Origin of the sequence: Pseudodesulfovibrio mercurii, assembly GCF_000189295.2 — a bacterium.
Taxonomy (GTDB): Bacteria; Desulfobacterota; Desulfovibrionia; order Desulfovibrionales; family Desulfovibrionaceae; genus Pseudodesulfovibrio; species Pseudodesulfovibrio mercurii.
Genome location: NC_016803.1, coordinates 3,683,435 through 3,695,780, shown reverse-complemented (window position 1 = coordinate 3,695,780; position 12,346 = coordinate 3,683,435). Strand labels below are relative to the sequence as shown.

Genomic DNA, 12,346 nt, shown 5'->3' with positions numbered 1-12,346 from the left:
TTGCGCGGTGCGCAGCTAGTGCTTTTCCTCGTCCGGCGAGCCGTTCCGGGCGCGGGTCAGTTCGTCCCGCTGGGTGCGGGCGAGTTCCCGCATATCCGCCACCTGGTCGGTCTCGTCAATTATTTCACTGCCCAGGATCTCCTCGAGCACGTCCTCCAGGGAGACCACCCCGGCCACCCCGCCGTACTCGTCCAGGACCACGGCCAGGTGCATGCGGCTGCCAAGGAACTGGACCAGGAGCTTGTCCAGGGTGACGGTCTCCAGGACGAAGCGCACCGGCCGCATGATGTCCGACAGCTTGAGCTCGTCCCGGTCGTCGGCCAGGGCCTCGAGCACCAGCCGCCGGTAGACCACGCCCACGATGTCCTCCGGGTCCTCGTCGTACACCGGGATGCGGCTGTGCGGCCAGTTGGGATGCTCCTCCCTGGCCTGGGCCACGGTCATGTCCGCGGGCAGCGAGAAGACCACGGTCCTCGGGGTCATGATCCGCTCCACGGTCTTGGAATCCAGGGAGAGGATGTTCCGGATGGAGGTCTCCTCGTACTGCTTGATCACCCCGGAACGGCGCGTCAGGCTGACGATGGCCCGGATGTCGTCCTCGGTGTGGTCCGGCTTGGATTCCCGGTGGCTCACGGCCTTCGAGAGCACGCCCATGACGGCGATGACCGGCTTGAACACCCAGACCATGCCCCGCAGGGGATGGGACAGGGGCGGCGCGATCACGTCCGAATAGAGCACGCCCACGGTCTTGGGCATGATCTCCGTGAAGATGAGAATAATTACTGTAAAGCCCACTGTAAAGAGCCAAAGCGTGTCTTCGCCGTACAACTTGGCCCAGGCCCAGCCGGCCACGGACGCCCCGGCGGTGTGGGCGCAGGTGTTCAGCGTCAGGATGGCGGTGATGGGCTCGTCGATCTTGGATCGGAGCTTATGGAGCAATGCCGCCGACTTGCTGCCGCTGTCCTTGAGCTTCTGGATGTCGGCCCAGCTCATGGAATAGAGGGCCGCTTCGGCCAGGGAACAGAATGCGGACACGAAGACGGCCACGCCGACGGCGAGTATGAGAGTAACCATGGGTTCTTTTCACTTCCTGAAAACGGGAGGCACGAACAACGTGCATTACCGATGGATGTAGCAGATGCCACAGACCTGCGCAACACGCAACAGGCTTGACTTCCAGGGCGATTGAGGCGAACAGGACGGGCATGATTTCCCGCGCTGTCAAGCAACCCGCCGTGGTCTTCCGCCTCGGGCACATGGGCGACGTGGCCCTGGCCACCGGCGTCCTGTCCCACTGGCGCGAGCTCCTGGGGGACGCCTTCGTCTTCGTGACCAGGGAGGCCAACCTGCCCCTGCTCGAAAACCATCCCGCCGTGGCCGAAACCGTGGGCCTGTCCCCGGAGGACCTGACCGGCGCGGGCTGGTTCCGCAGGTGCGGCGACCTGGCCCGGCAATACGCGGGCGCCACGCTCGTCGACCTGCACGGCACCCTGCGCTCGCGCATCCTGGCCCTGCGCTGGAAGGGCGAGGTCCGCCGCTATCCCAAGTTCGGCCTGGCCCGCCGTTTGTTCGAGCGCACCCGCCTGGAACGCCTCCGCGTGAAGCTCGAGGCCCTGAACGTGCCCCAGCGGTACGCCCTGGCCCTGGACCGGACCGCGCCGCCGCGCGAGGCCGTGCTGCCGCGCATCTTCCTGACCGAAGCCGAGAAGGAGGCCGCCGCGAGGCTGCTCGCGCCCGTCTCCTGCGAGGGGCCGCTGGTGGCCCTGCACCCCTACGCCACCCACCCGGCCAAGCAGTGGCCCGCCGAAAACTGGATGCGGCTGGCCGCCCTGTTGGACGAGGCGGACATGAACTGGTTTGTGGTGGGAAGAAGCGACACGCCGCTGACCAACGGCCACGAGCGCGACCTGACCAACGCCACCGGCCTGCGCGCCACCTGCGGGCTGCTTGGCCGGGCCGACCTGCTGGTCACGGGCGACTCCGGCCCCATGCACCTGGCGGGCGGCGTGGGCACCCCTGTGGTCGCCCTGTTCGGCCCCACGGCCAGGGCCTGGGGCTTCTACCCGGCCGGTCCGCGCGACAGGGTCCTGGAACGGGACCTGCCCTGCCGCCCCTGCTCCCTGCACGGGGCCGGACGCTGCGCGCACGGCTTCGAGTGCATGACCGGGATCACCCCCGACACGGTCATGGACGCGGTCCGCGCCGTCCTGGCCTGATCTCCCGCGACCGCGTTCAGCGGCGCTTCCTGACCACGTAGCGCAGTTCGTCCGGGGTGAATTCCACGGGGTCGATGACCAATCCGTACACGTTGATGGTATCCCCGCCGTCCAGGATGACAACGCTGCCGGACACGGGCTCGTCCTTGCCCGGCTCGTATTCGCTGAACGCGATGGTCCCGCCGCAGACCCCCTTGTCGTCGCACCGGGCTTCCCGGTAGCGCTCCTCGAACCGCGTCCGGACCACCGGAAGCACGCCCGCGCCGGTCACGAACAGTCCGCGCTCGCCCCCGGTCCAGGCCTCGTCCAGGCGCGTCCCGGCGTCCAGGTCGAACCACGGGCGTCCGCCCACGACCCGGCCGGTGTGGTCCACGCGCAGGCCGAGCCGCCGCCCCGCCGGGACCATGGGCCTGGGGACCTCGGCCAGGAAGGTGTCGTCGCGCAGCATGAAATACACGGCCCAGCCCACGTCCGGGTCCAGCCGCCCCACGGGCGCGCCCAGGGGCAGGACCAAATCCATGGCCCGGACCGGCCGCAGGACCGGATACAGGACCTCCACCGCGCCGGACAGCAGCAGTTCGCCCGGCCGCACCGTCAGTTCGCGGTCCAGCTCCACGTCCACGCCCACCCCGGTCTTCGCGGGAAAGGGCAAAACCTTGAAGACCTCGCCGTCCGAGGGGACCACGGGCGGTTCCGGTGCGCTCCGCTCCGGCGGCATGGCCACCTCCACGGGTGTGGACGGCGCTTCTACCATGCCCATGATCAGGTAGGTGCCCCAGGCCGCGACCACGAAGAGCGCCGCGCAGGCCAGGGGCAGAAACAGCCGTTGCACGGTCACGCCCCCCGGCGCGCGCCCCAGTGGAGGGCGATCTCGTCGGCCCGCTCCTCCAGCAGGTCACGGACCCCGTCCGGCACGAGCAGGCTCAGGTTGCGGTGGTCCCGCCAGCGGCGACGGATGTGCCCGCCCTTGATGTCCAGGCGGGGCGTGTCCAGCAGCCGGATGGTGTTGCCGCCGGGCAGCCGCCACCGGCCCACGTCAGTGAGCGCGGTCTCGGGCTCGGCCTCGGGCCAGTGCTCGGTCACGAACCCGGCCACGTCGTCGGCCGCCTCCCAGCGGTTGACCACCACCAGCGAGGCCAGGGCCGGAATCTCCAGCCCGCGCCGCCAGGTGTGCAGCTCCAGGAAGGTGGACGCGCCGAGGATGAAGAAGAGCTCGTCGGCCGGGCCCTCGGTGCGGTAGCAGGTCAGGGTGTCGCAGGTGAAGGACGGGCCGGACCGCTCGGCCTCCAGGGAGTTGGCCCCCAGGCCCGCAATGCCTTCGAGGGCCCGCCGGACCAGCTCCAGGCGCAGTTCGAAGGGCAGCATGTCCCCGCCCCGTTTGTGCGGCGGCTCGCTCGCCGGAACCAGCTCCACCCGGTCGAGCCCGAGCTGCTCCAGGACCTCCACGGCCATGCGCACGTGCCCGGTGTGCACCGGGTTGAAGCTGCCGCCCAATATCCCTCTCTTCACGCCTGATCTCCTTTGTTGGGGACAGCATAGCCTTTCCTCCCCCGCCCGCGCAAGGCGGGCGGGGGAGGAAAGGCATGCCTCCGGCGGCCAGGGGGGAAACTTTTGAAAAAGTTCCCCCCCTGGACCCCCCTTCCAAACTTTTTGTCGCTCGCTTCGCTCGGGTCCGTGGTGCGGAAAAGGGCGCAAAAAAAACCGCCCCGAAGGACGGTCTATTCCATTCTCTTTTCTTCATCCCCGCGCCCGCACGGAGCGAGGCCGACAATCCCGCTTTTGTCACCGCGCTGGCGTCCTCTTCCTCCTCCGCGCTCGGAATAGGCTTTCGAGAGTGGGTCAGCCGTGCATTTTATTCCAGGGGGCTTTCACCGCAGCGTATTGCGGCATACGTGAGAATGAAAAAAACCGCCCCGAAGGACGGTCCATTTCTTTCAATTTTTTCAACCCCCCGCGCCCGCACGGAGCGAGGCTTTCGAGAGTGGGTCAGCCGTGCATTTTCTCCTGGGGGGCTTTCACCGCAGCGTAGCCGTCTACGTGAGGATGAAAGCCCCCCAGGAGAAAATGTGCGGATGGCCCGCTCTCGGAAGCCGCCACTACTCCCGAATTTGGCCTTCGCCCAGGAGGACGAACTTCGCGCTGGTCAGCTCCTTGATGCCCATGGGGCCATAGGCGTGCAGCTTGGAGGTGGAGATGCCGATTTCCGCGCCCAGGCCGAGCTGCGCCCCGTCGTTGAAGCGCGTGGTCGCGTTGGCCACCACCAGTGAGGCGTCCACCTCGCGAATGAAGCGCATGCAGTTGGCGTAGTCCTCGGACAGGATGGACTCCGTGTGGTTGGAGCCGTGGGCCGCGATGTAGTCCATGGCCTCGTCCAGGTCCCGGACCACCCGGACGGCCAGGATCAGGTCCAGGAACTCGTAGCCCCAGTCCGCGTCCACGGCGGGCCGGGCGAACTCGCCGAGCAGGGGCAGGGACCTGGGGCAGGCCCTAAACTGCACGCCCTTGGGGCCCATGGCCGCCGCCACCCTGGGCAGCAGGGCCCCGGCCACGTCCTCATGGATTAGCAGGCACTCCACGGCGTTGCAGCCGCTGGGGTACTGCATCTTGGCGTTCTCGATAATCGGCACGGCCTTGTCGATGTCGCAGGAGGCGTCAGCGAAGATCTGGCACACTCCCTTGTAGTGCTTGAGCACGGGCATGGTCGCCTGGCTGGTCACGGCCCGGATGAGGCCCTCGCCGCCGCGTGGGATGACCACGTCGATGTACTCTTCGAGCTTGAGCAGTTCGGTCACGGCCGCGCGGTCCGTGGTCGGCGGCACCTGGACCGCGTCGCGGGGCAGCCCGGCCCGCTCCAGGGCCGTGTGCATCAGCTCCGCCAGGCACTTGTTGGAGTGGAAGGCCTCGCTGCCGCCGCGCAGGATGACCGCGTTGCCCGCCTTGAGGCAGAGGATGCCCGCGTCCACCGTGGCGTTGGGCCGGGACTCGTAGATCATGGCCACCACGCCGAGCGGCACGCGCATGCGGCCCACGAGCATGCCGTTGGGCCGCTTGACCATGGACTCGATCTCGCCCACGGGGTCGGCCATGGCCGCCACCTCGCGGCACCCGTTGACCATGGACTTGAGCACCTTGTCGCTGATGGTCAGCCGCTGCACGCGGGCCTTGTCCAGGCCGCGCTCGGCCGCGGCGTCGAGGTCGAGCTTGTTGGCCTCGGCAATGGCCGGAGACTCGGCCTCCAGCAGGTCGGCCAGGATCAGCAGGGCGTCCCGCTTGGCCTTGCCCGATGCCGCCGAAAGCCGCCGCGCGGCCGCCTTGGCCCGCTTGCCCATCTCCACCATCTGTTCGCGTATGTCCATCCTCGCACTCCTTGAAAAATGTCATGGCCGCAACCGAAGGAAATTCAGTTCCGGCAGGCCCAATTTGCTAACCTCCGCCGGGGTCCGAAGTCAATTCCCCCGTTGACGAACCGAATACACTTTGGACCGGCCATTGCCGAAGGATTTACATTTTTTGTTATCGGCTCCGGCAACGGCTTGATTACTAGCGCTGTTTTTGGCTATTTTGCCTTTTCGCGCCAAAATAGCCTTTGACCTTTTTTACAATTTTGCTTATCAAGCCCTCTGCGTTGCCGGGCCTTGCTTCCCGGCCCGTCACCCACGAAAATCACCCTCATGGAGGCATGAAAATCCCATGGCTGCAACCAATCCCGTTCAACCCGACGTGCTGGCCGACATCGAGTCGCGCACGCCCCAATCCCTGCACCCCATCCTCGAAGCCGCCTTCAAGTACCGCAAGCAGCTGATCCTCGCGGTCTGCGCCATCCTGGCCGTGACCGTGGCCTACGCGGGCTACAAGGCCTGGGCCGCCCGGGCCGAGGCCAACGCCCAGGCCGCCCTTGGCGACATCATGGTCACCACCGTGGGCGCGGACCGGCTGGCCAAGCTCGAGGCCCTGCGCCAGGACGTGACAGCCTCGGTCAAGCCCGCCGTCATCCTCGAGGCCGCCCAGACGGCCATGTCCCTGGGCGACTACGCCAAGGCCCAGGCCTACTGGGAAGACCTGGTCGGCCTGACCGAGGGCGAGATGCAGTTCGTCGCCCGCCTGGGCCGCGCCAAGGCCATGGCCCTGGCAGGCAATGGCGCCGAGGCCCTCAAGGAGATGAAGGAGCTGGCCGGGCTGGCCTCCGCCGCCTACACCGTGCCGGTCTACCGGCAGCTCGCCCTGGCCGCCGAGGCCGCGGGCGACAAGGCCGAGGCCCTGGCCGCCTACAAGAAGCTGGACGGCGAGAACGTCGGCGACAAGGCCTACATCGAGTACAAGATCTCCCAGTTGGAAATGAACTAACCGAATCATCAAATAGAAAGGCCGGACGTTCACGCCCGGCCGCAGGAGAGGCAACATGGCAAATCCGCTCTTGGGTGACACCCCCGGCGTCACCCAGCTGCTCCTCGGCAACGAAGCCATCGTGCGCGGCGCCGTGGAGGCGGGCATCCAGGTGGTAACCTGCTACCCCGGCACCCCGTCCAGCGAGGTGCCCGACACGCTCTACCGCATCTCGCCCGAAGGCAAGTACTACTTCGAATACTCGGTCAATGAAAAGGTCGCCCTCGAGGTGGCCGGAGGCGCGACCCTGGGCGGCGCCATGGCCATGTGCACCATGAAGCACGTGGGCGTGAACGTGGCCGCCGATCCGCTCATGACCCTGTGCTACGTGGGCGCTCCCGGCGGGCTGATGCTCCTGTCCGCCGACGACCCCGGTTGCCATTCCAGCCAGAACGAGCAGGACAACCGCATCTACGCCCGCCTCGGCGGCATGCCGGTCTTCGAGCCCGCCTCGGCCCAGGAGGCCAAGGACATGGCCCGCGACGGCCTGCTCCTTTCGAAAAAGCACAGTGCGCCTCTGCTCCTGCGCACCACCACCCGCGTGAACCACCTGCGCGGCGCGGTCACCTTCGGTCCGGCCCCGGACCCGGGCAAGCCCGCCGGCTTCACCCGCAATCCGTCCCACAACGTGCCCATCCCGGCATTTTCCCGGCCCATGCACGTCCGCCTCATGGAGCGCATGGCCGCCCTGCAGGAGGAGTCCGAGAACTCCCCGTACAACACCGTTTCCGGCAGCGGCAAATACGGCATCGCCTGCTCGGGCATCTCCCGCGCCTACGTGGCCGACGCCCTGGACAACGCGGGGTTGGCCGACCAGGTCACCATCCTGGAGCTGGGCTTCTCCCACCCCCTGCCCGAGAACAAGTGCCTCGACTTCCTCAAGTCCGTGGACACGGTCCTGGTGGTCGAGGAGCTGGAACCGGTCCTGGAGAACGACCTCCGCGTCCTGGCCCAGAAGCACAAGCTCGACATCGAGATCAAGGGCAAGGACGTGCTCCCGCGCAACGACGAGTTCACCGTGACCATGGTCGAGAACGTCATCCGCGAGGGCCTCGGCCAGGGGCCGGTGCCCACCTGCGAATGTTCCCTGCCCGACCTGCCGGGCCGTCCGCCGAACCTCTGCGCGGGCTGCCCGCACCGCGGCACCTATTTCGCCGCGCGCAAGGTCTTCGGCGACGACGCCATCTACTCCTCGGACATCGGCTGCTACACTCTCGGCCTGCTGCCCCCCCTGCAGACCGCCGACTTCCTGCTGTGCATGGGCTCGTCCATCTCGGCGGGCAGCGGCATGGCCAAGGCCACCGGCCGGACCGTGGTCGGCTTCATCGGCGACTCGACCTTCTTCCATTCCGGCCTGACCGGCGTGGCCAACGCGGTCTTCAACAGCCATGACATCCTCATCATCGTCCTGGACAACCGGACCACGGCCATGACCGGCCACCAGCCCAACCCGGGCGTGGACAAGACGGTCATCGGCGACAACGACCATCCCCTGGACATCGAGACCGCCGTGCGCGGCCTGGGCGTCACCGAGGTGCGCACGGTCAACCCGTTCAACCAGAAGAAGACCATGGCCGCCATGGAAGAGCTGAAGGACATGACCGGCGTGCGCGTGCTCATCGCCAAGGAGCCCTGCCCGCTCTACACCCGCCGGGTCTACAAGAAGGTCGCCCCGCAGGTGGCCTATGTGGCCGAGTCCTGCACCGGCCGGTTCGACTGCCTGGACAAGTTGGCCTGCCCGGCCATGTACAAGGAAGGCGGCAAGGCCGCCGTCAATCCGATCCTGTGCAACGGCTGCATGCTCTGCCTCCAGGTCTGCGGACACATCAAAGCCAAGAAGAGAGGCTAACCATGGCCGATACCAAGAAAATCCGCATATTCATGACCGGCGTGGGCGGCCAGGGCACCCTGACCGCCACCACCCTGCTGGCCAAGACCGTCCTCAGCCAGGGCCTGACCGTGACCTCCGGCGAAATCCACGGCATGGCCCAGCGCGGCGGCGTGGTCGAGTCCACCGTGCTCATCGGCTGCAAGTCGCCCAAGATCGGTCTCGGCGAGGCCGACATCCTCCTCGGGTTCGAGCCCATGGAGACCATGCGCGCCCTGCCCTACCTGCGCCAGGGCGGCCTGGTGGTCTCGTCCACCGAGTACATGCCGCCCCTGTCCGTGGCCATGGGCAAACAGGACTGCCCGACCATCGACGACATCAAGAAGGCCGTGTCCACCTGCACGAGCAAGGCGTACTTCATGGCCAACCAGTCCATCGGCCTGGAGGCGGGCGCGGTGCAGGCAGGCAACGTGGCCATGCTCGGCGCCCTGTGCGCGGCGGGCGAACTGCCCTTCGGCCCCGAGGCCCTGGAGGCCGCCATCAAGGCGAACATGCCCGCCAAGATTCAGGCCGTGAACCTCAAAGCCCTGGAGCTCGGCGTCAAGGCCCTGAACTCCTAGAGAAAGTACAATGGCAACCAACACACAGGACCACTCCGGGGATCTCAGCTACCTGCACACGCTGAGGACCATTCAGGAGACCTTGAGGAAGGAAACGACCCTCGAGGAATCGCTCAACGCGCTCCTGAAGACCCTGGCCCTGGATATGGAATACGTCCGGGCGTTCATGGTCATCATGGACCCCAAGACCGAGAACCTGAAGCTCTCGCTGACGTACAGCCCGGCCCAGTCCGACGACGTGACCTACTCGCCGGGCCGGGGCATCATCGGGCGGGTCTTCGACTCGGGCCAGTCCATCAGCGTGCCGCGCATGTCAGACGATCCCGAGTTCCTGAACAAGGCCTTCGGCCGCAGCCCGGAGGAGCTCCGCAAGCTCGGCTTCATCTGCGTCCCGGTCATCAACCTGCGCTCGGACGAGTCCGAGGTCATCGGGGCCCTGTCCGTGGACGTGCCGCTCATCCCTGCCGACGACATGGCCGCCCACCGCGACTTCCTCGAGGTGGTGGCGGGCATCATCGCCGGGCACGTGGCCCAGCTCCAGGAGGAGATGGCCACCCAGAACCACCTGCTCTCCCAGGGCCTCATGGCCGGGGGAGCCGACACCACCCCGCCCAAGGACTTCGTGGCCGCCTCCAAGGCCATGCGCCTGGTCCTGCGCCAGTCCACCCAGGTGGCCCCGAGCCGGGCCACGGCGTTGCTGCGCGGCGAGTCCGGCACCGGCAAGGAGCTCCTGGCCGAGGCCATCCACCAGGCCAGCCCACGGGCGGACAAGCCGCTCATCAAGCTGAACTGCGCGGCCCTGCCCAGCGAACTCATCGAGTCCGAGCTGTTCGGCCACCAGAAGGGCGCCTTCACCGGTGCCTTCCAGACCAAGCGCGGCCTGTTCGAGGTGGCGGACCAGGGCACCCTGTTCCTGGACGAGATCGGCGAGCTGTCCATGGACGCCCAGGCCAAGGTGCTGCGGGCCATCCAGGAAAAAGAGATCCAGCGGGTCGGTTCCGAACAGACCATCACCGTGGACGTGCGCCTCATCTGCGCCACCCACCAGCCGCTCGAGGAGCTGCTGGAAAAGGGGCTGTTCCGCGAGGACCTGTACTACCGCATCAACGTCTTCCCCATCTTCATACCGCCCCTCAAGGAGCGGCGAGAGGACATCCTGCCTCTCGCGGAACACTTCCTGGCCGAATTCACCGACGAATACGGCAAGGAGGTCAAGCGCATCTCCACGCCCGCCATCGAGCTGCTGGTCATGTACCACTGGCCAGGAAACGTGCGCGAGCTGAAGAACTGCATGGAGCGCGCGGTCCTGCTCTGCGAGGAGCAGGTCATCCGCACCTACCATCTGCCGCCGACCCTGCAGTCGGCCGAGAGTTCGGCCACGGGCACCAACCTCTCCTTCGGCGAGGCCGTGGCCAAGTTCGAGCAGGAGCTGCTCATCGACTCGCTCAAGAAGACCGGCGGCAACATGCTGCAATCGGCCCGCGACCTGCGCGTGTCCTACCGGATCGTCAACTACAAGGTGAAGAAGTACAACATCGACGTGAAGAAGTACTCGCAGACCAAGAAAAAGCCCAAGAAGAAGCTCGAAGTCTAGCTTCGGCTGGAAACGATACGAAAAAAGGCGGCCCGGATGTGATCCGGGCCGCCTTTTCATATCCTGTTAACTACTTCCAGGAATAAGGGATACGCAAAGTTGGTCGTGGCGGTAAACTTATTGTATGAATTTCATTTCTAAACCGAAAGCAATGTCTAAATATGATTGCTATTACTTCATTATTGATCTCCACAACGCCATCATCACGCCACATAGTCAATAGCTTCATTTTTTTCAATTTTTTCCTATTTCTTCTTCCGTGATGGACTATATAATTCCTCAAATCTCGCATATCACCCCAAAAATCATGCTTCAAATCATCCTTGTTCGACAGACCAATCGCTATTGCAATTTCATTTTGCAAATACGCATCCCAATGCTCATATAAAGAAATCACACACATTCCACCTACAAGATTTGCATTGCGACCATTCTCTTCAGTCCTCTCACGAATATCTGCTACTTTTGGTCTATGTAGTCCAGATGCTGCAAACTCTCCCCCATAGAATTTCTCATGAGAAAAATTGAGTAAGCTTAGAAGTCCAGAACTTTTTCCTCCCATCAGTTTTATTAATTCTGACTGTTTCTCATCAAGGTTCACATTTATTAGACGAAACCCTATGCACGCATCTAAATAAAGACCATGAATAGAAGCCAAAAATTGATCGAACTCGTGATAAAGATCACGCAACCTGTTTCTGTCAATACTATCTATACTCATTTTCTTTATATGCAATTTACTTTGACAACATGCAACGAAAAAAGGCGGCCCGGATGTGATCCGGGCCGCCTTTTATATCCGTCGTGCGAAAACGCTATTTGAAGGAACGGGAGAACAAATCCTCCAGCGCCTTCTTGCCGTTTTCCTCAAGGAAGCGGGTGCCGGTGCCGGTGAAGTGGCCGGCGGTGATCTTGGGGGCGTCCACCGCGACCCACGCGCCGTGCTCCCAGGTGGACCATGCATCCTTGGCCTGGTCGAAGACGAACAGCTCCTTGTTGCAGATCTTGGCGAACTCCGCACCCCAGCCGGTGCCGCCCTTGACCGTGCCGTCGTCCAGGATGGTGCCGACCACGAAGATCTGCTGGCTGGCGTCCACCTGCCACATGATGGTCTGCAGGACCTTGCGCATCTTTTCCGCGTTGGTGAACTTGCGGTTCAGGAGCCTGGACACGTAGGTCAGGCTGACGTCCTTCTGGGTCAGTTCCTCGTCGGTCAGGACCCGCACGCCGCGGGTGCGCTCGATGCGGTGGCCTTCGAAGGTGAAGTTCACCTCGGACAGGCCGTGGTACTCGGCGAGCTTGCCGAACTGATTCTCGGCACCCTGGGCGCCGCCGCTGAAAAGAACGTAATTCTGGTTGGGCATGGTCTCTCCTTGCTGTGATTGAATGCGAAATTCGGTCGCGGCCTACGGCCCGACACGGGTACTATGCACATCACGGGGCCGCGAAGCAATGCCACTTGCCCCAAAACAAATCAAAAATCCACCCTTTTCCGGCAAAAAATACCGAATGGCCGTTTTTCCCGCGCCCCGCCCGAACTACGCGCACCCCCCAGCACGCCCCCGCGCGCCCTTCACGGGCTCCCGCGCAGCCCCTCACAAGCCCGCACCACCTTCCCCCCGTCACTTCCCCCACACCGCCCCCGCCCTCACACCATCAGACCCGCCTCACCGTCCCCGAAGCCCCTTCACCGCCAGGTCGCACC

General features: G+C 64.9%; 11 protein-coding genes. 5 read left to right on the top strand and 6 right to left on the bottom strand.

The genetic code is table 11. The annotated features are described in order from the left end of the window. Positions 1-15 precede the first annotated feature (15 nt). A complete protein-coding gene (locus DND132_RS16610) occupies positions 16-1,074 on the bottom strand; it encodes a hemolysin family protein (protein ID WP_014323929.1) in 1,059 nt (352 codons plus the stop codon). A 131-nt stretch (positions 1,075-1,205) separates the two neighbouring features. On the opposite strand from DND132_RS16610, the gene DND132_RS16605 reads away from it, so the two are divergent. Next, positions 1,206-2,216 carry a glycosyltransferase family 9 protein gene (locus DND132_RS16605; protein ID WP_014323928.1) on the top strand — a complete coding sequence of 337 codons (1,011 nt, stop codon included), beginning with the start codon at positions 1,206-1,208 and terminating at the stop codon, positions 2,214-2,216. A gap of 16 nt (positions 2,217-2,232) precedes the next feature. Here DND132_RS16605 and DND132_RS16600 read toward each other — a convergent pair whose 3' ends face one another. The 3 genes from DND132_RS16600 to DND132_RS16590 form a co-directional block, all read right to left on the bottom strand. Beyond that, positions 2,233-3,048 (bottom strand): hypothetical protein, encoded by an 816-nt coding sequence (locus DND132_RS16600; RefSeq protein ID WP_148267023.1) that lies wholly within the window; start codon positions 3,046-3,048, stop codon positions 2,233-2,235. A gap of 2 nt (positions 3,049-3,050) precedes the next feature. Beyond that, entirely contained in the window at positions 3,051-3,725 is a 675-nt protein-coding gene (gene nadD, locus DND132_RS16595; RefSeq protein ID WP_014323926.1) for a nicotinate (nicotinamide) nucleotide adenylyltransferase, read from the bottom strand. 587 nt (positions 3,726-4,312) lie between these two features. Next, a complete protein-coding gene (locus tag DND132_RS16590) occupies positions 4,313-5,572 on the bottom strand; it encodes a glutamate-5-semialdehyde dehydrogenase (RefSeq protein WP_014323925.1) in 1,260 nt (419 codons plus the stop codon). Positions 5,573-5,906: 334 nt separating this feature from the next. Between DND132_RS16590 and DND132_RS16585 the strand changes: the two genes are divergently transcribed. The 4 genes from DND132_RS16585 to DND132_RS16570 are packed head-to-tail and all read left to right on the top strand — an operon-like array spanning position 5,907 to position 10,641. Beyond that, positions 5,907-6,560 (top strand): YfgM family protein, encoded by a 654-nt coding sequence (locus tag DND132_RS16585; protein WP_014323924.1) that lies wholly within the window; start codon positions 5,907-5,909, stop codon positions 6,558-6,560. Positions 6,561-6,615: 55 nt separating this feature from the next. Continuing rightward, entirely contained in the window at positions 6,616-8,448 is a 1,833-nt protein-coding gene (gene iorA, locus DND132_RS16580; RefSeq protein WP_014323923.1) for an indolepyruvate ferredoxin oxidoreductase subunit alpha, read from the top strand. A gap of 2 nt (positions 8,449-8,450) precedes the next feature. Beyond that, the gene (locus tag DND132_RS16575) at positions 8,451-9,047 is read left to right on the top strand and encodes an indolepyruvate oxidoreductase subunit beta (RefSeq protein ID WP_014323922.1); all 597 of its coding nucleotides are present in this window, start codon (positions 8,451-8,453) and stop codon (positions 9,045-9,047) included. A 10-nt stretch (positions 9,048-9,057) separates the two neighbouring features. After that, a complete protein-coding gene (locus tag DND132_RS16570; RefSeq protein WP_014323921.1) occupies positions 9,058-10,641 on the top strand; it encodes a sigma-54-dependent Fis family transcriptional regulator in 1,584 nt (527 codons plus the stop codon). Between the two features lie 70 nt (positions 10,642-10,711). Here the strand turns inward: DND132_RS16570 and DND132_RS18400 are convergent, their stop codons facing one another. Further along, positions 10,712-11,362, bottom strand: a complete 651-nt coding sequence (locus tag DND132_RS18400) for a hypothetical protein (protein WP_014323920.1) — start codon at positions 11,360-11,362, stop codon at positions 10,712-10,714. 94 nt (positions 11,363-11,456) lie between these two features. Next, positions 11,457-12,005, bottom strand: a complete 549-nt coding sequence (locus DND132_RS16565) for a hypothetical protein (protein WP_014323919.1) — start codon at positions 12,003-12,005, stop codon at positions 11,457-11,459. Positions 12,006-12,346: the final 341 nt, after the last annotated feature.